Genomic DNA, 16,327 nt, shown 5'->3' with positions numbered 1-16,327 from the left:
CGTGAGGCACCGTTCAGTCCACCGGGACCAGCGTGAGGTAGGCCATCCCGAGCACGCCCCGGTAGCCCCGCAGCCAGCTCGTCCGGTGCCGGTCGACGCGTTCGCGGGTCTCCCGGGCCAGCGGGTGGCCGGGGTGGGCGGCCAGCCACTCCTCCACGTCCGACTGGTAGCCGGACTCGAAGTCCTCCCACTCGTCGTCACCGGCCGTCTCGATCCAGGAAGGCCGGAATCCGGCGGCCACCGCGAGGTCGACGAGCCCGGCCAGGTCGTGGTGTTCGTCGGCGCGGGCGCCCGGCCACATCGCGGCCAGTTCGGCGGCGGTGGGGGAGCGCTGCCAGAACCCCTCGGCGAACAGGACCCGCCCCCCGGGCGCGACGCTCCGGCGCAGTACGGCGAGCGCTTCGGCGATGTGGTGCGGGGGAGCGGCGTCGCCGAGGGCGTGGCCGGCCCCGATGCTCAGGACGAGATCGGCGGGGCCGTGGTCGGTCCCGGCCGCGGACTTCTCGATGAACTCCACCCGGTCGCCCAGCCCGCGGGCCCCGGCGTTCGCCCGCCCCCGGGCCAGGTCCGGGGCGCTGAGATCGATCCCCGTCCCGCTCGCCCCCGGCACCGCCTCCAGGACGCGGAGCATCAACTCGCCCCAGCCGCAGCCGAGGTCCAGCACACGCGTGGGGGCGGCCCCGGCGAGCCGGCCGACGATCCGTGCGGCCCGCGCCTCGGAGAGGGGGCCGAGAAAGGTGAGCCGGGTCAGACGCGGCGGAAGATCGGTTTCGGTCATGCGGTGCACGCTAACGCCGGCGGACCCGCCGGCGACACCGGATTCCGCCCCCGCGCGCACCGGGCGGCCGGTCCGGACCCCGCCGGACCGTGAGGGGTGCCGAGGCCGGGCGGGGATCAGTCGCGGTCGGCCGCGGACAGGGCCTCGGTGACCATGCGGGTGGCGAAGTCGTGGTCGTCGGTGAGGCGGTTGATGTGTTCCGCGAGCAGCAGCGCGGTGGCCTCCAGCGCGGTCAGCTCGTCCGGGGTCCAGCTGCCGTACTGCTTGCGCCACAGGGTGGGGCTCAGCCCGATCCCGGCCGAGACGACCAGGCCCGCCATGGTCGGGATCGCTTCGGGGCGGACGCTCCTGCGCATCATGCGCATCGAGCCGACGAGGCTGGGCACCACGTACTCGATGACGTCCTTGTCGTGCTTCTCGTAGGTGTTCCGCAGCCACCGCATGAACACGTAGACGAGGGTGCACGCGCCGTCCACCACCTCGAGGGCCTCCTCGGGGTCCATCGACGCGGTGAACTGGTCCGTCAGCCTCCGCTGCTCGGACTCCTTCCCGGTGGGGCCGTCGTAGATGGACTTGAGCCGGGAGTCGATCGCCATGATCGCTACACCCACGTCGCCGATGGGGGCGTACTTGGGATCGCAGGGTGATGACACAGGAATCCTCCTCGGGGACCGTGGGCAACGCGGCGTGTACGTACGGTAGCCGCTGCCGCGGTGTCCGCAGGCGGATCCCGCCGAAGTGCGCGGCCGGCCCTGCCGGTTGGGCGAGGGCCCGCCGCCCGGAGAAGCGGGTACGGCCCGGCGCCCCCGGCACCCGTACCCGCCCGGCCTCACCCCGAGGCGGGGCGCAGCTCGCGGATGACGCGGTCCAGGTCGGCAGGGGCGGCCGCGAGGCGGACGGTGCGGCCCGCGTCGTCGAGCTCGGCGATGTGCCAGCCGCCGGGGACGAGGTCGCCGTCGCCGCCCCGCGCCCGCCGTACGCCCTTGAGGGCGAGCCGCTCCACCGGGATCGGCTTCGCCGCGAAACGGCCCGGGCCGGAGTGCGGCGTCACCGCGGGCGGCCCGCCGCCCAGGACGATGTGGGTGCCGAAGAGATGCGGGTTGTAGTCGGTCGCCTCCAGGAAACGGGCGGCGACGAACACCTCGGCCGCCTCCCCGCCCCCGTCACCGTGTTCCGCTTCCGGCCCGTCCGCCCCGGGCGCACGGACCCCGGTGGCCCGCCACGCCAGGACGAACCCGGCCAGCGTGGCCGCCGAACCCGCCCCCGCCCAGAGGAGCGCCCCCGGCGAGCCCGCCACCCCCGTGGGATGGCGGAAGCACAGCGGCAGCAGCCACAGGCCCGTCCCCGCGAGGACACCCGCGAACGGGAACACGGAGGGCAGCACCGCGTCGTCGGGCAGCTGCCGCCCGCGCACGTACAGCAGCACCCTGGCACCGGGAAGACCCGCCGCCAGGACCAGCCCGGCCGCCAGGACGGCCACCGAACCGGCGGCGGGAACATGCTCGCGCCACACATGGCGCGCCCCGGAGACCTTCATCACCTTGCCGCGCCACAGGGTCAGTTCGACACCGTCGCCCGGCCCGAACCCCTGGGCGCCCTCGCGCGAGACCGCCAGCCGCTCCAGGGGCCGGCCGCCCGAGAAGTACAGCCAGCTGGACCGCTTGGGCCGGTTGACCTCGGTCCTCGCGATCACGGCGGGCACGGTGGACAGGCAGTCGTGGTGCCCCGCGCCGGCGGCCGGGGAGGGGCACGGCAGCGCCGACCGCCACTCCCGGGCGCGGGCGGTGGCCTCCGGCACGGACCACGCGGCCAGCCCCGCCCCCGCCAGCAGCAGCGCGCACAGGCCCAGTGCCGCGGCCGGGACCCGCCCGGCGGTGCGGTGCGACAGGACGGGCACCCGGTCCGTGTCCGGGTCCCCGTACCGGGTGTGCAGCTCCTGGAACTCCGCGACCCGCGCGTCGAACTCCGCACGCTCCCGGGGCGACCGGCTCCGCGGCCACGGCAGGACCGTCCGGCGCCCGTCGCGCAGCACCAGCCCCAGACGCCGCACCTCCGGAGCCCGGGAGCCGCCGCCGTGCCTCAGGATGATCCGCAGGCCGGCGATGTCGCCCCACGGCACGTTCCGGCGGCGCAGCAGCGTGCGGAAACGTACTCCGTACGGGTCGGCGCCCGTACGGGTGACGGCCGCGTTCAGCGCCAGGACACCCAGCAGCGCGAGCAGCGCACCGGCCCCCAGCCACAAGTCCAGCGGCGTGCCGAGGCGGACCCCGCGCACCGTGGCGAACAGCCCGCCGGCGGCCCCGAGCCCGGTGAGGAACCACAAGTGGCGCCGCCGCGGCGGACGTTGGATCACTTCCCGGACCTCGTTCATGCGCGAAATCCTGTCACCGGCCGGGCCGCCGCTTCTTGTGCCGTCTCCGGCAGCCCCGCGGCCCCCGGAACTGCCGGACCGTCGCACCCGGGCCGCCCCGACCGGCCGCCGCCGGCCCCCGGTCCGCACCACCCGGCCCCGATTCGTATACCAATTCATGCGGTACGGAAGGAGGCGAGGGGGAGATCCTGGAGAAATGGCGGGTCGGCTGTGCGGGGTCTTGTTCTGGCCTGCCTCTTGGTATACAAACTGGGTCCGTTCGGTATCGAGCATCGAGAGACGACCGAAGGAGCACCCATGACACCCCCTCCCTCCCCGCTGTCCCGGCGCGGTGTTCTCGCGGGCGCCGCGTCCCTGGCGGGCACCGGTGTCGCCCTGTCCGCCGGGGTGCCCCAGGCCGCGGCCGGCACCGGCGCCCGGCGCGGCCCCCGTGACACGGTGGTCTTCCGCGACGTACGGCCCATGGGGGCGGCGAAGGCGGTGGACCTCACGGTCGTCGACGGCCGGATCACCCGCGACCCGGCTCCCCGGGGCGCCAAGGTCGTCGACGGCGGCGGGCGCATCGCCCTGCCGGCCCTGGTCGACGCGCACATCCACCCCGAGAAGACCACCTGGGGCGGCGCGTGGGTGTCCCGTAAACCGGCCGACACCATCGCCGAACTCGCCCAGCAGGACGTGGAGCTGTTCCACAGCCAGCGCCGCACCGTGGCCGAGCGGGCGTACGGGCTGATGGCCCACGCCGTGACCCGGGGAACCCGCGGGATGCGGGCGCACGCCGACATCGCCCCCGCCTACGGACTGGCCGGGGTGGAGGGCCTGGGCCAGGCACGCGAACGGCTCGCGCACGCGCTCGACGTGCAGATCGTGGCGTTCCCGCAGCACGGCGTCATCCGCACCCCCGGAACCGCCGAACTCCTCACCCGGGCCGCCCGCGACGGGCTCGTGGACATGGTCGGCGGCCTCGACCCGATCGGCTTCGACCACGCCCTGGACGAGCAGCTGGACCTGCTCTTCGGCCTGGCCGACCGGTACGGCGTCGGCATCGACATCCACCTCCACGACCGGGGCGAGAACGGCCTGACGGCGCTGCGCGGCATCATCGACCGCACCCGGGCCCTGTCCCTCCGCGGCAGGGTGACCGTCAGCCACGTCTTCTGCCTGCCCGGCCTCTCCGACACCGAACTGGCCCGGACCGCGAAGGACCTGGGCGAACTCGACATCGCGCTGACCACCGTGGCGCCCAGCGCCTCCCTGGTCCTGCCGATCGAGAAGCTGCGCGAGCACGGCGTACGGGTCGGACTCGGCTCGGACGGGGTCCGCGACTCCTGGAGCCCCTTCGGCAACGCGGACATGCTGCACCGGGCACACCTGCTCGGCTGGGTCACCGACGTACGCCTCGACCAGGAACTGAACGCCTGCTACGAGGCCGGCGCACACGGCGGCGCCGACGTCATGCGGCTGCCCCGCGCCGACCTCACCCCGGGCTCACCGGCCGACTTCGTACTGTTGCGCGCCGAGTGCCTGCCGCAGGTCGTGGTGGACCTGCCGGCGCGCGACCTGGTCGTGCACGGCGGCCGGGTGGTCGCCCGCGACGGCCGCCTGGTCTGACCCCCGGCCCCGGCCCTTGCGCCCGTGCCGCCCCGCCGCCCGCATAGGGTGACGGGGCGGCACGGACCGCGTACGGGCGGGGCCGGGAAGGCACGAGGAGGACGGCACACGTGACGGCAGGCACCGGCCCGAAGGGCGGCGGGCAGCAGCCGCCCGCCCCGGCGGCCCGCACACCGCTGAGCGAGATCGCCCGCCGGGCCGTCAGGGACCGCATCACCGACGGCAGCTACCCCCAGGGCGCCCGCATGGTGGAACGCGAGATCGCCGAGGACCTGCGGATGTCCCGGGTGCCGGTGCGCGAGGCACTGCGCGCCCTGGTGGAGGAAGGGCTGCTGGACCTGCTGCCGCACAGCGGGGTACGGGTGCGGCGGCTGGAACGCGCCGACGTCGAGCACCTCTACGACGTGTGGGAGCCGCTGGCCATCCAGGCGTCCCGTCTCGCCGCCCGCCGCGTGGCCCTCGCCGCGCCCGGCGCGCGGGGGGCGCTGGAGGAGCTGCGGGCCGCGCTGGAGCGGGCCGGGGCCGCGGCCGCGGCCGGGGACCGGGCGGCGGAGAACAGTGCCGCGACCGCCTTCCACGACGGGATCGTCTCCCTCGCCGACAACCCGCTGCTGGCCCAGCTCATGCAGCGGCTCAGCGGCCAGCTGCGGCTGCTGTTCGGCCTGAACACGGAGCCCGCCCCGATGCGCGCGCAGCACGGCGAGATGTGCGAGCGGATCGCGGCGGGGGACGCCGAGGCGGCCGCGGCGATCACCCTCCTGCACGTGCGCAGGAGCCGGGAGCTGGCCCTGCGCGCGGTCACGCCCTGACCGCGCCCGGTCCGGCCCGGAACCGCAGCCGGTAGTCGGTGGGGGTCGTGCCGAGCTTGCGGCGGAACGCCCGCACGAGCGTGTCGACCGTGCCGAACCCGCAGGCGGACGCGATCCGTTCGAGGGTGTCGTCGCTGGACTCCAGCCGGTTGCGGGCCCGTTCGACGCGGACCGACTCGACGTAGGAGCTCGGGGTCGTTCCCAGCTCGGCCTTGAAGATCCGGGTGAGCTGCCGCTCGCCGACGTGCGCGTACGCGGCGAGGTCCGCGACGGTGAGCCGTTCGCCGAGCCGGTCCATGATGTGGTGGCGCAGGTCCTCGATGCGCCGGGTCGTGGACAGGGGCTCCAGCGGCACGCCGAACTGGCTCTGTCCGCTCGGCCGCTTCAGGTACATCACCAGCTGGCGGGCCACGCGCAGCGCGACGGCCTCGCCGAAGTCGTCGGAGACCAGGGCGAGCGACAGGTCGAGACAGGCGCTGATGCCCGCCCCGGTCCACACCTCGCCCTCACGGATGAAGATCGGGTCGGCGTCGACCTCGACCTCGGGGTGCTCGTCGGCGAGCTGCCGCGCGGTCGACCAGTGGGTGGTGGCCCGCCTGCCGTCCAGCAGCCCGGCGGCGGCCAGCAGGTGCGCCCCGACGCAGACGGACGCGATCCGCCGGGAGCGGGCGGCGAGTTCCCCCACCCGCCCGACCACGGCCGGGTCGGCCAGGGCACGCACCCGGCCGTCGGCGCCGGTCTCGACCGCCCCGGGCACCAGCAGGGTGTCGATGCTCCGCCCGGACACCCCGGCGAACGTCGTGTCGGGCAGGACCCGCACCCCGGCGGAGGTGGTGACGGGATCCATGGTCTCGGCGGCCAGGACCACGGTGTAGCCCGCCGCCCCGCCCCGCTCGCGCCGCAGCAGGGCGAACACCTCCGGCGGCCCGGTGATGTCGAGGAGGTCGACACCGTCGAAGAGGACGACGACGACAAGCCGTTCGACGGCGCTCATGGGACCTCCGCGATGCCCGGGGGTGCGGTACCGCCCGCGGGAGAGCGGCACCGCACACAGTGATGTCGGTATCTGCATGTTAGACGGCATTGCCGACATCACCGGCCGGTCGTAGCGTTCCCGGTGCATCCCCGAGAACACGACCCGAGGCGGACTTACCCATGGCCACGACGACCCTGCGCGAGCTCAACGGTTTCGACGAGACCCCCGCGAGCCTCGCCGACTCGACCCTGATCCTGGTCGACTACCAGAACACCTACACCGGCGGCGTGATGGAGCTGGAGGGCTGGCGGGAAGCGCTCGACGCGGCAGCCGCACTGCTGGCCCGGGCCCGGGAGGCGGGCGCCGGGATCATCCACGTCGTCAACGACGGCGGGGAGGGCACCCCGTACGACATCCGGGCCGAGTCCGGCCGGATCCACCCGGGCGTGGCACCGGCCGAGGGCGAGCGGGTCGTCGTGAAGAAGGCCCCGGACGCCTTCGTCGGCACCGGCCTGGGCGAGTACGTCGATGCCGCGGGCCACAAGGACGTCGTCGTCGTGGGGTTCATGACACACATGTGCGTCCTGTTCACCGCGCAGGGGGCCTTCCTGCGCGGCAACCGCCCCACCGTGGTCGCCGACGCCTGCGCGACACGCCCCCTGCCGTCGCTCGGCACCGAACTGACCGCCGACCGGATCCACCGCGCCGCGCTCGCCACGGTCGCCGACCTCTACGGCGTCGTCGTCGCCTCGGGCGAGTCCCTGGCCTGACCCGGGCCCCCGTCGCGGTTCCGGCCCGGGAGCCCGGCCCCGGTCACGGGGTGACGATCGGGAAATCGCGGTCGCCCGGGTCGAGGAGCGCGGCGAGGCGGCTCAGCGCCGACACGTCGCCCTCGGCCCGGACCCCCGCCCGCTCCAGCCCCTGCGCGGTCAGCCCCTGCCCGGCCAGCGAGGCCAGCGAGCGGACCGTGGCGGACAGCGTGACGTCCGCGGCGTCCTTCTGGGGCGCCGCGGTGTGGCTGAGCACCCCGTTGGACAGCCGCAGCCGGTAGCGGGCACCGGTGTCGGTGAGCATGACGTCGATGTCGATCCGCTCGTGCCACGCCCTCGGGCCGTCGATCTGGATGGCGAGCGCGTCGAACAGCATCGGCGGCGTGAGGTTCGCGACGATGTCGGGCGCCGCCGCGAGCGTCGGCGTACCGAACCTGCCGTCGCGCAGCTCGGTGGCGCCGGAGAGGTAGAAGTTGCGCCAGGTGCCGTTCTCCGCGCCGTAGCCCAGCTGCTCGAAGGTGTCGGCGAGCAGTTCCCGGGCCGCCGTGTGCCCGGGGTCGGCGAAGACCACATGGCTGAGGACCTCGGCCGCCCAGCGGAAGTCGCCCGCGTCGAACGAGCCGCGCGCCTTGCCGACCACGGCGTCGGCGCCGCCCATGAACTCGACGTAGCGCAGGCCCGCCTCGACGGGCGGATGCTGCCACAGATGCGCCGGATTGCCGTCGAACCAGCCCATGTAACGCTGGTAGACGGCCTTGAGGTTGTGGCTGACCGAACCGTAGTAGCCGCGCGCGTGCCAGGCGTTCTCCAGCGCGGGCGGCAGCTGGAGACGCTCGGCGATCTCGGCCCCCGTCCAGCCCTTGTTGATCAGGCGCAGCGACTGGTCGTGGAGGTAGCCGTACAGGTCGCGCTGGGTCTCCAGGAACCGTACGACGCGCTCCTGTCCCCAGGTCGGCCAGTGGTGCGAGGCGAACACGACGTCGGTCCGGTCGCCGAACAGGCCGATCGTCTCGGTGAGCGCCTTCGACCAGGCGTTGGGGTCGCGGACCAGGGCGCCGCGCAGGGTGAGCAGGTTGTGCAGGGTGTGGGTGGCGTCCTCGGCGGCGCACAGGGCCCGGAAACCGGGGAAGTGGATGAGCAGTTCGGCCGGCGCCTCGGTGTCGGGGGCCATCTGGAAGACCATCCGCACCCCGTCGACGGTCTCCTCCTGCCCCGTCACGGTGACGTCCAGCGTCGGCACGATCAGGGTGACGGTGCCCGTCGAGGTCGTCTGGCCCAGACCGGCACCGACCTGCCCCCGCACCCCGCGCGGCAGCGCCGCCCCGTACATGTACGCGGCCCGCCGCCCCATGGCCGTGCCCGCGTACACGTTCTCGGCCACCGCGTGCCCGGTGAAGCCCTCCGGCGCGATGACCGGGACCCGCCCGGCATCCACGTCCTCCTGCGTGGTGACCCCCTTCACCCCGCCGAAGTGGTCGACGTGCGAATGGGTGTAGACGACCCCGGCCACCGGGCGTTCGCCGCGGTGCTCGCGGTACAGCGCCAGCGCCGCGGCGGCCGTCTCCGTCGAGATCAGCGGGTCGATGACGATCACACCGGTGTCGCCCTCGACGAACGTGACGTTCGACAGGTCCAGCCCGCGCACCTGGTAGATGCCCTCGACGACCTCGAACAGCCCCTGCCCGGCCACCAGCCGGGACTGGCGCCACAGACTCGGGTTCACCGTGTCCGGGGCCTCGCCGCCGAGGAAGGCGTACGTGTCGCCGTCCCACACGGGGGAGCCGTCCGCCGCGGTGACGGCCCCCGGCACCCGGCTCGCGATCAGCCCGCGCGCGGCGTCCTCGAAGTCCTGTGTGTCACCGAGCGGGAGACGGTCCCGCAGCTCCTTGTGCCGAAGGGCGACGAACGGATGTGCGGGCTTTTGCGGGTGCGTGGACTCCGGCGCATGTGTCATACCGAAAGAATCATGCGATTTCCTGCGGAATGTCCCGAGGCTCGCCGTCCGGGCCGGGCCGGTTCGCCCGCTGCCTGAGCCGCCTGACCTCGCGGTTCAGGGCCCAGGCGTCGGCGACCGGCCCGAGGTGGCCGAGCTTGTCGGGATTGAGCACCCCGCGCACGGTCCGCACCCGCCCGCCCAGCACGTCCAGGACCATGGCGTTCAGGACCCGGCCCTCCCGGTCACGGACGACCGCGCCGGGCTGCCCGTTGACCTCGCACGGCTCGCACGTCGCACCCGTACGGAACAGCAAGGGGTAGAACGTGCCCAGCAGCCGGGCCACGCCCCGCGCCCCCGTGACGGTCCTGGACAGCTGCGGGGCCTTGCCGCCACCGTCCCCGACCAGCTGCACGTCGTCGGCCAGCAGGTGCTGCAGCCCGGCCACGTCACCGGCCCGCAGCGCCTCGAAGAACCGCCGCGCCAGCTCCTGCCGCTCCCCGGAGTCCGCCGCGAACCGCGGCCGCCCGGCCGCCATGTGCCGCCGTGCCCGCACCAGCAGCTGCCGGCACGCCGCCTCGGAGCGCCCCACCGCCTCGGCGACCTCGTCGAAACCGAACGCGAACACCTCCCGCAGCAGGAACACCGCCCGCTCCAGCGGACTGAGCCGCTCCAGCAGCACCAGCGCCGCCATCGACACCGAGTCCGCCAGCTCCGCCGACCGCTCCGGATCCTCGTACGGATCGTCCAGCAGCGGCTCGGGGAACCACGGCCCGGCGTAGCTCTCCCGCCGCACCCGCGCCGAACGCAGCACATCGATCGAGATCCGGGTCACCGCGGCCGACAGGAAGGCCCTGACCGAAACGGGCCGGGTCGCCGAGGCGTCGAAACGCAGCCAGGTCTCCTGCACCGCGTCCTCCGCCTCGCCCACACTGCCCAGAATCCGGTAGGCGAGGGAGAACAGCAGCGGCCGCAGCTCCTCGAACTCCTCGACCTTGCTCACACCGCACCAGCCCCTCGCACCGCGTCCTCCCCGCCCGCCGTCACCTTCCCGCACCGCTCAGTGGAACTGCCCGGGTTCGTAGGAACCGGCCGGCTGCCGGGAGATGACGTTCAGCCGGTTCACCACACCCATGAAGGAGATCAGGAGCACCAGGGCGCCCAGCTGCTCCTGGTCGTAGTGCTCGGCCGCCTTCGCCCAGACCGCGTCGCAGACCTCGCCCCCGTCCGCGATCCGGGTGCCCTGCTCGGCCAGCTCCAGCGCGGCGCGTTCGGCCCCGGTGAAGACCGTGGCCTCCCGCCACGCCGCCACCAGATGCAGCCGCACCTGGGACTCGCCCGCCGCGGCGGCCTCCTTGGTGTGCATGTCGATGCAGAAGGCGCAGCCGTTGATCTGGCTCACCCGCAGCGCGACCAGCTCCTGCGTCGAGGCGGGCAGCGGCGACTCCCTGATCGTCCTGCCCACCGCGGTGATGTGCTTGATGGCCCTGCCGACGGTCGGGTCGGCGAAGTAGTCGAGTCGAGCGTCCATCGTCCTGTCCTCCACGGGTGATCGTTGATGCCTTCACCTCTGTGACGAGACAGCCCGGCCTCCTGTGACACGCCCGGATGTGACCTGGATCTCCCTTCCCGGCGGAGACCCGGGCCCGGCACGCCCCCCCCGGGGCGCGCACACCGCTTCGGCCCGAGGCCGCGACACGGCCGGTACGCCGTCCGCGGTATTGGACACGTGCCGCGCGGAGCAGTCCCTAGCATGATCGTCATGGACATCACCATCCACACGACTGCTCTCCCGCACGACGACCCGGAGAAGTCCCTCGCCTTCTACCGCGACGTCCTCGGCTTCGAGGTCCGCAGCGACGTCGGCCAGGGCCGGATGCGCTGGATCACGGTCGGCCCCGCCGGACAGCCCGGCACATCCATCCTCCTGGCCCCGCCCGCCGCCGACCCCTCGGTCACCGAGGACGAACGCCGCACCATCACCGAGATGATGGCCAAGGGAACCTACGGCTGGATCCTGCTGGCCACCCACGACCTCGACGCCACCTTCGGACAACTCCGGGAAAACGGCGCCGAAGTCGCCCAGGAACCGACCGAACAGCCCTACGGCATCCGCGACTGCGCCTTCCGCGACCCCGCGGGCAACCTGGTCCGCATCCAGGAACTCCGCTGAACCGCACCGGCACACCCCCCGCACATCCGCACGGCGAACGGAGAAGCAGTGAACGGGACGACCGGCATCAAGGACGCGTGGGCGGGCGAGAGGATACGCCTGCGCGGAGTCGAACCCGAGGACTGGGAGGGCTTCCAGGACCTGGCCCGCGACACCGACGACGTACGCAACGCCGACCTGGTCGGCCCGCCCCGCTCCGCCGAGAGCTTCCGTGCCTGGACCGCCGAACGGGCCGGACGCCCACCGGGGGGCGAGGCGTTCCGCCTGGTCATCGAGACCCTGGCCGACCGGTCCTTCGCGGGATCGGTGACCGTCGCGGGGACCGACAGCCGCGCGGGCCGGTTCACAACGGGCATCGAGGTCGCCCGCGCCCACCGCCGCAAGGGATACGCGAGGGAAGCGACCGGACTCCTCCTCACCCACATGTTCACCGAACAGCGCTGCAACAAGTGCGAGGTGGAGGTCTACGCCTTCAACGACGCCTCCCTCGCCCTCTACCGCCGGCTCGGGTTCACCGAGGAAGGACGGCTGCGCCGGCACGAGTTCATCGCGGGCCAGTACCACGACGTCGTCCTGCTCGGCATCACCGCGGCCGAGTTCGCCGTCAGTCCAGGCAGAACTCGTTGCCCTCAGGATCCGCCATCACGATGAACCCGGCACGCAGCGGGGGAGCGGGCTCGTCACGGCGTACCCGCTTCGCACCCAGGGCGACCAGCCGCCCGCACTCCGCCTCCAGGGCCGCCATCCGCTCCGGCCCCCGCAGCCCCGGGGCCGCACGGACATCGAGATGAACACGGTTCTTGGCCGCCTTGCCCTCCGGAACCTGCTGGAAGAACACCCGCGGCCCCCGCCCCTCCGGGTCCTCCAGGGCCGACTTCGCGTTGCGCTGCTCCTCGGGCACCCCGATCCGGACCAGGAACTCGTCCCACGCCGCCAGCGGATCGTCCCCCTCGGCCATCTCCACCCCGGGCGGCCCCGGATGGACATAGCCCAGCACCTCACGCCAGAAGGACGACAGCGCACGCGGATCGCGGGCATCGAAGGTGACCTGGACAGCACGGCTCATCAGAACGCTCCGTTCACAGTGGATTTCACCCGCCGCACGGATCACGCGGCAGGCGGGCCGGGAAACACCCTGACACCCCAAGCGGACAGAACCGGTCCGCTATCTCTGACAGGGTGAACCGCATGGACGTGACGAGCAGCACCGAACGGGGCACCACGGAACGGGTACTCACCCTGCTCGGACTGCTCCAGCAACGCCAGACATGGACCGGCCCGCAACTCGCCGAACGGCTCGGCGTCACCCCGCGCACCGTGCGCCGCGACATCGAACGGCTGCGCACCCTCGGCTACCCCGTGCACGCCGCCCAGGGAACCGGCGGCGGCTACCGGCTCGGGCCGGGACAGGAACTGCCGCCGCTGCTCCTCGACGACGAGGAGGCGATCGCGACCGCGGTCGCCCTCCTCGTCGGCGCGGGAAACGCCTCCCGCCCGGACGGCACCGCCGCCACCGGATCAGGAGAGGCGGCGCTGCGTGCGCTGACCAAGCTCGACCAGGTCCTGCCCGCCCGGCTGCGGCACGAGGTGCGCGCGCTGACCGCGTCGGTGGAGTCCTTCGGCCGGGGCCGCACCCCGGTCGACCCCGAGGCGCTCATGACACTGGCCCGGGCCTGCCGCGACGGGGTCGAGACCGGCTTCGACTACCCGTCCCGCGGCGAGGTGACCGAACGGCGGACCGAGCCCTACCGCCTGGTCGCCTCGGACCGGCGCTGGTACCTCCTGGCCTACGACCTCGACCGCGACGACTGGCGCAGCTTCCGCGTCGACCGGATGACCGGGGTGTCCGCCCGGACCTGGCGCTTCTCCCCGCGACCGGCCCCCGACGCGGCGGCCTACGTACAGGAGGGCGTGGCCAGCCGGGCCTACCCGCACCAAGCACGCTTCCTCGTGCACGCCCCCGCCGACACGGTGCGCGCGCAGATCCCGGCGTCGGCGGCCGTCGTGCGCCGGCGCGGCACGGACCGCTGCGAGGTGGTCAGCGGCGCCGCCGGCCTGGACGCCCTGATCATGCACGTACTCCTGCTCGGGCACGCGTTCGAGGTCCTCGACCCGCCGGAGCTCGGCGACCGCTGCCGCGCACTGGCGCGCACCCTGCTGGCCGCGGGCGCCGCCGTCCCGCCGCGGCCGGACGTCCGTGAGCCGTGAACGGCCGGCGCGCCCGTACCTCCGGCACGGCGGCGGTCACACGGCCGCGCTCGGGGCCGGGCTCACCGCCTCCACGACCTCGACCAGGGGCGCGAGCTCGGGGTTCAGGGCGGCTTCGCGGAGCGCCTCGCGCAGGGCGGCGTCATTGGTCGGCCGGGCTTCCTCCAGGAGCCTCAGGCCGTCCTCGGTGACGTTGGTGTAGATGCCGCGGCGGTCGGTCGGGCAGAGGTAGCGGGACAGCAGGCCGCGGTCCTCCAGGCGGGTGACCAGACGGGTGGTGGCGCTCTGGCTGAGCACGACCGCGTCGGCGACCTGCCTCATCTGCAGATGGCCGCCCTCCCCGTCGTGCTGGCGGCTGAGGACATCGAGCAGGGAGTACTCGCGCACGCTCAGCCCGTGGCCGGCCTGCAGCGCCCGCTCGATGTGTGCCTCGATCCTGCCGTGCAGGAACGACAGGGCGGCCCATCCGTTGGCGAGGGCGGTCAGTGAGCGGTCCGTGGCAGTCATGGGGATGGGTTCCTTTCCCGTTTCCCGGTGCGACGTGATCCAGGATAAGCCCTGACCGAAAATATCCGCGAAGCATGGTAAGGAGCCCCTGCAAGGAACGCGGCGGAGGAGGGGCCGGGCCGGGGCCGAGGAGATGCGTGATCCGCCGTGACCAGGACAATCGATTCCAGTCGGTCCCTTTCCGGGGCCGCCGTGCGCCCGTGAACGTCTCGCGGCGTTCCAGGGGGCGCGAGACGAAGGGAATGGACCATGGCCGTTTCCGGCACTCCGATGAACCTCACCCTGGCCGCCCACGTCGGGATCTCGGTCTCCGACCTGGACGCCTCGATCGCGTTCTACCGCGCCCTCACCGGGCGGGAGCCCGTCGTCGCGGGCGAGACCATGCACAGTGACCCGTTCGGCAGGTCGCAGGGGCTGCCCACCGCGAAACTGCGCTACGCCACGATCAACCTGGACAACAGCCTCGGTATCGACCTCATCCAGTTCCAGGAACCGAAGGGCGAGCGGACGAACGGCATGGCCAACCGCCCGGGCTCGATGCACCTCTGCTTCCGGGTCGACGACTTCGACGCGGTCCACCGGCGGATGAAGGAGGCCGGATACGGCTTCCTCGGCGACGACTACACCTTCATCGCGGGCGAGGTGACGCCCGACGCGGCCCTCGGGACCAGGGTCGCCTACTTCAACGACCCGGACGGCACCAACCTGGAGATCATCCAGCCGGAAGGCGGCTTCGCCGGCTGAGACCGCGCCCGCGCCGAAGCACCCGGAGTGCGCCCCGGCGGCCGTCCGGCCCTGCCCCGCGGCGGCCCGCCGCAGGCGTCCCCGGCCCCAGGGCCCCCGGCCATGGATGAATGTCCGCGTTTGCATCTATAGCGCGCACGCAACTATTGTCGTGTCTCGTAAGGCGCACCAGCAATCAGCACGGAGGGCTGTCCCCATGCCGCTCGCACTCCTGCCCGTCGGGGCCTTCGGGATCGCCACCGTCCCGCCGCTGCGGAAGCGAGTCCTGGACCACGCCCACGGCGCCCCCGCCCCGGCCTCCGCCGCCGGCATCGGCGCGTTCGGCCTCGGCGACGCGCTCGCCGCCCGGCTCGGCGGTGCGGTCATCGCCGCCGGAACCGGCTGGACGGCCCCGAACCGGGTCGGCGCGCCGCTCGCCGCCGCGGCCCCCGGCCTCGCCTTCCGGCCCGCCGCCCCAAAGCGCCGCACCCCCGCGGACGCGCCCGCCGCCGACACCGTCCCCGCCCCTGTCCCGGTCCACGGCTGACCACCCCGTACCCCCTGCCCCCCCACGCGACATCAAGGAAGCGAACCACCATGACCAGCAACGTTCCCACTGTGAAGCTGAACAACGGCGTCGAGATCCCTCAGCTCGGCTTCGGTGTCTTCCAGGTCCCCGACGAGGAGACCACCACCGCCGTCGCCTCCGCCCTCCAGGCCGGCTACCGCAGCATCGACACCGCCGCGATCTACGGCAACGAGGCCGGCGTCGGCCGCGCCCTCGCCGAATCCGGCATCCCCCGCCAGGACCTCTTCATCACCACCAAGCTCTGGAACACCGACCAGGGCTACGACGCCACCCTGCGCGCCTTCGACACCAGCCTCGCCAAGCTCGGCCTGGACCACGTCGACCTCTACCTGATCCACTGGCCCACCCCCGCCCGCGACCTCTACACCGACACCTGGAAGGCCCTCGAGACCCTCGCCGCCGACGGCCGCATCCGCGCAGCCGGCGTCTCCAACTTCCAGCCCGCCCACCTCCAGCGCCTCCTGGACACCAGCGACCTCGTCCCCGCGGTCAACCAGATCGAACTCCACCCCGGCCTCCAGCAGACCGAACTGCGCGCCTTCCACGCCGAGCACGCAATCGCCACCGAGGCCTGGAGCCCCCTCGCCCAGGGCGCCGTCCTCACCGACCCCGCCATCACCACGATCGCCGAGCGCACCGGCAAGTCCCCCGCCCAGGTCGTCCTGCGCTGGCACCTCCAGCTCGGCAACATCGTCATCCCCAAGTCCGTCACCCCCGCCCGCATCCGCCAGAACCTCGACGTCTTCGACTTCACCCTCACCGACGACGACATGACCGCCATCACCGCCACCGACCGGAACCTGCGCACCGGCCCGAACCCCGACGAATTCAACTGACCAACCGCCCCCGGCCTGCCGGGCGGTGCGTCGGGCGCCCCCCCGC

General features: G+C 73.4%; 18 protein-coding genes. 9 read left to right on the top strand and 9 right to left on the bottom strand.

Annotation, left to right across the window (positions count from 1 at the left end; all coding sequences use genetic code 11):
- Positions 1-13: 13 nt before the first annotated feature.
- The 3 genes from ACFCV8_RS23720 to ACFCV8_RS23710 all read right to left on the bottom strand — a co-directional run bounded on the left by ACFCV8_RS23720 (position 14) and on the right by ACFCV8_RS23710 (position 3,149).
- Entirely contained in the window at positions 14-778 is a 765-nt protein-coding gene (locus ACFCV8_RS23720) for an SAM-dependent methyltransferase (RefSeq protein WP_376687424.1), read from the bottom strand.
- Positions 779-894: 116 nt separating this feature from the next.
- Positions 895-1,431 carry a hypothetical protein gene (locus ACFCV8_RS23715; protein ID WP_376687423.1) on the bottom strand — a complete coding sequence of 179 codons (537 nt, stop codon included), beginning with the start codon at positions 1,429-1,431 and terminating at the stop codon, positions 895-897.
- A gap of 176 nt (positions 1,432-1,607) precedes the next feature.
- A complete protein-coding gene (locus ACFCV8_RS23710) occupies positions 1,608-3,149 on the bottom strand; it encodes a PH domain-containing protein (protein WP_376687422.1) in 1,542 nt (513 codons plus the stop codon).
- A 297-nt stretch (positions 3,150-3,446) separates the two neighbouring features.
- Here ACFCV8_RS23710 and ACFCV8_RS23705 point away from each other — a divergent pair, with 297 nt between their 5' ends.
- Positions 3,447-4,757 carry an amidohydrolase gene (locus tag ACFCV8_RS23705; RefSeq protein WP_376687421.1) on the top strand — a complete coding sequence of 437 codons (1,311 nt, stop codon included), beginning with the start codon at positions 3,447-3,449 and terminating at the stop codon, positions 4,755-4,757.
- Positions 4,758-4,867: 110 nt separating this feature from the next.
- On the top strand, positions 4,868-5,566 hold the full coding sequence (locus ACFCV8_RS23700; protein WP_376687420.1) for a GntR family transcriptional regulator: 699 nt from the start codon (positions 4,868-4,870) through the stop codon (positions 5,564-5,566).
- Here the strand turns inward: ACFCV8_RS23700 and ACFCV8_RS23695 are convergent.
- Positions 5,556-6,560, bottom strand: coding sequence for a GlxA family transcriptional regulator (locus ACFCV8_RS23695; protein ID WP_376687419.1), 1,005 nt, complete (start codon positions 6,558-6,560; stop codon positions 5,556-5,558). The two genes, ACFCV8_RS23700 and ACFCV8_RS23695, sit on opposite strands and share 11 nt — an antisense overlap.
- A gap of 161 nt (positions 6,561-6,721) precedes the next feature.
- Here ACFCV8_RS23695 and ACFCV8_RS23690 point away from each other — a divergent pair, with 161 nt between their 5' ends.
- The gene (locus ACFCV8_RS23690) at positions 6,722-7,312 is read left to right on the top strand and encodes an isochorismatase family protein (RefSeq protein ID WP_376687418.1); all 591 of its coding nucleotides are present in this window, start codon (positions 6,722-6,724) and stop codon (positions 7,310-7,312) included.
- Between the two features lie 43 nt (positions 7,313-7,355).
- Here ACFCV8_RS23690 and ACFCV8_RS23685 read toward each other — a convergent pair whose 3' ends face one another.
- The 3 genes from ACFCV8_RS23685 to ACFCV8_RS23675 are packed head-to-tail and all read right to left on the bottom strand — an operon-like array spanning position 7,356 to position 10,776.
- Positions 7,356-9,266 (bottom strand): alkyl/aryl-sulfatase, encoded by a 1,911-nt coding sequence (locus tag ACFCV8_RS23685; RefSeq protein ID WP_376687417.1) that lies wholly within the window; start codon positions 9,264-9,266, stop codon positions 7,356-7,358.
- A gap of 10 nt (positions 9,267-9,276) precedes the next feature.
- Positions 9,277-10,248 (bottom strand): RNA polymerase sigma-70 factor, encoded by a 972-nt coding sequence (locus ACFCV8_RS23680; RefSeq protein WP_376687416.1) that lies wholly within the window; start codon positions 10,246-10,248, stop codon positions 9,277-9,279.
- Between the two features lie 57 nt (positions 10,249-10,305).
- Positions 10,306-10,776, bottom strand: a complete 471-nt coding sequence (locus ACFCV8_RS23675; protein WP_376687415.1) for a carboxymuconolactone decarboxylase family protein — start codon at positions 10,774-10,776, stop codon at positions 10,306-10,308.
- 231 nt (positions 10,777-11,007) lie between these two features.
- Between ACFCV8_RS23675 and ACFCV8_RS23670 the strand changes: the two genes are divergently transcribed.
- Entirely contained in the window at positions 11,008-11,418 is a 411-nt protein-coding gene (locus ACFCV8_RS23670; protein ID WP_376687414.1) for a VOC family protein, read from the top strand.
- A 66-nt stretch (positions 11,419-11,484) separates the two neighbouring features.
- Complete coding sequence (locus ACFCV8_RS23665; protein ID WP_376687436.1) at positions 11,485-12,069, top strand: GNAT family N-acetyltransferase; 585 nt, start codon at positions 11,485-11,487, stop codon at positions 12,067-12,069.
- Here the strand turns inward: ACFCV8_RS23665 and ACFCV8_RS23660 are convergent.
- Complete coding sequence (locus ACFCV8_RS23660) at positions 12,023-12,484, bottom strand: VOC family protein (protein ID WP_376687413.1); 462 nt, start codon at positions 12,482-12,484, stop codon at positions 12,023-12,025. The two genes, ACFCV8_RS23665 and ACFCV8_RS23660, sit on opposite strands and share 47 nt — an antisense overlap.
- Positions 12,485-12,606: 122 nt before the next feature.
- On the opposite strand from ACFCV8_RS23660, the gene ACFCV8_RS23655 reads away from it, so the two are divergent.
- Complete coding sequence (locus tag ACFCV8_RS23655) at positions 12,607-13,626, top strand: helix-turn-helix transcriptional regulator (protein ID WP_376687412.1); 1,020 nt, start codon at positions 12,607-12,609, stop codon at positions 13,624-13,626.
- A gap of 36 nt (positions 13,627-13,662) precedes the next feature.
- On the opposite strand, the gene ACFCV8_RS23650 is transcribed toward ACFCV8_RS23655, so the two are convergent.
- Positions 13,663-14,133, bottom strand: a complete 471-nt coding sequence (locus tag ACFCV8_RS23650; RefSeq protein WP_376687411.1) for a MarR family winged helix-turn-helix transcriptional regulator — start codon at positions 14,131-14,133, stop codon at positions 13,663-13,665.
- Positions 14,134-14,382: 249 nt separating this feature from the next.
- Here ACFCV8_RS23650 and ACFCV8_RS23645 point away from each other — a divergent pair, with 249 nt between their 5' ends.
- From ACFCV8_RS23645 to ACFCV8_RS23635, 3 genes are all read left to right on the top strand, one after another.
- Complete coding sequence (locus ACFCV8_RS23645; RefSeq protein ID WP_376687410.1) at positions 14,383-14,877, top strand: VOC family protein; 495 nt, start codon at positions 14,383-14,385, stop codon at positions 14,875-14,877.
- 196 nt (positions 14,878-15,073) lie between these two features.
- Entirely contained in the window at positions 15,074-15,403 is a 330-nt protein-coding gene (locus ACFCV8_RS23640) for a hypothetical protein (RefSeq protein WP_376687409.1), read from the top strand.
- 50 nt (positions 15,404-15,453) lie between these two features.
- On the top strand, positions 15,454-16,281 hold the full coding sequence (locus tag ACFCV8_RS23635; protein ID WP_376687408.1) for an aldo/keto reductase: 828 nt from the start codon (positions 15,454-15,456) through the stop codon (positions 16,279-16,281).
- The last annotated feature ends 46 nt before the right edge of the window (positions 16,282-16,327 follow it).

Source organism: Streptomyces sp. NPDC056347, assembly GCF_042262625.1.
Taxonomy (GTDB): Bacteria; Actinomycetota; Actinomycetes; order Streptomycetales; family Streptomycetaceae; genus Streptomyces.
Note: the sequence above shows the minus strand (reverse complement) of the source record. Positions and strands in the feature narration are given on the sequence as shown.

What these genes read in the sequence shown, in the direction of transcription:
- ACFCV8_RS23695 (WP_376687419.1), bottom strand. Translation starts at nt 6,560, where the DNA reads ATGAGCGCCGTCGAACGGCTTGTCGTCGTCGTCCTCTTCGACGGTGTC.
- ACFCV8_RS23675 (WP_376687415.1), bottom strand. Translation starts at nt 10,776, where the DNA reads ATGGACGCTCGACTCGACTACTTCGCCGACCCGACCGTCGGCAGGGCC.
- ACFCV8_RS23710 (WP_376687422.1), bottom strand. Translation starts at nt 3,149, where the DNA reads ATGAACGAGGTCCGGGAAGTGATCCAACGTCCGCCGCGGCGGCGCCAC.
- ACFCV8_RS23660 (WP_376687413.1), bottom strand. Translation starts at nt 12,484, where the DNA reads ATGAGCCGTGCTGTCCAGGTCACCTTCGATGCCCGCGATCCGCGTGCG.
- ACFCV8_RS23650 (WP_376687411.1), bottom strand. Translation starts at nt 14,133, where the DNA reads ATGACTGCCACGGACCGCTCACTGACCGCCCTCGCCAACGGATGGGCC.
- ACFCV8_RS23720 (WP_376687424.1), bottom strand. Translation starts at nt 778, where the DNA reads ATGACCGAAACCGATCTTCCGCCGCGTCTGACCCGGCTCACCTTTCTC.
- ACFCV8_RS23685 (WP_376687417.1), bottom strand. Translation starts at nt 9,266, where the DNA reads ATGACACATGCGCCGGAGTCCACGCACCCGCAAAAGCCCGCACATCCG.
- ACFCV8_RS23640 (WP_376687409.1), top strand. Translation starts at nt 15,074, where the DNA reads ATGCCGCTCGCACTCCTGCCCGTCGGGGCCTTCGGGATCGCCACCGTC.
- ACFCV8_RS23705 (WP_376687421.1), top strand. Translation starts at nt 3,447, where the DNA reads ATGACACCCCCTCCCTCCCCGCTGTCCCGGCGCGGTGTTCTCGCGGGC.
- ACFCV8_RS23645 (WP_376687410.1), top strand. Translation starts at nt 14,383, where the DNA reads ATGGCCGTTTCCGGCACTCCGATGAACCTCACCCTGGCCGCCCACGTC.
- ACFCV8_RS23635 (WP_376687408.1), top strand. Translation starts at nt 15,454, where the DNA reads ATGACCAGCAACGTTCCCACTGTGAAGCTGAACAACGGCGTCGAGATC.
- ACFCV8_RS23670 (WP_376687414.1), top strand. Translation starts at nt 11,008, where the DNA reads ATGGACATCACCATCCACACGACTGCTCTCCCGCACGACGACCCGGAG.
- ACFCV8_RS23655 (WP_376687412.1), top strand. Translation starts at nt 12,607, where the DNA reads ATGGACGTGACGAGCAGCACCGAACGGGGCACCACGGAACGGGTACTC.
- ACFCV8_RS23690 (WP_376687418.1), top strand. Translation starts at nt 6,722, where the DNA reads ATGGCCACGACGACCCTGCGCGAGCTCAACGGTTTCGACGAGACCCCC.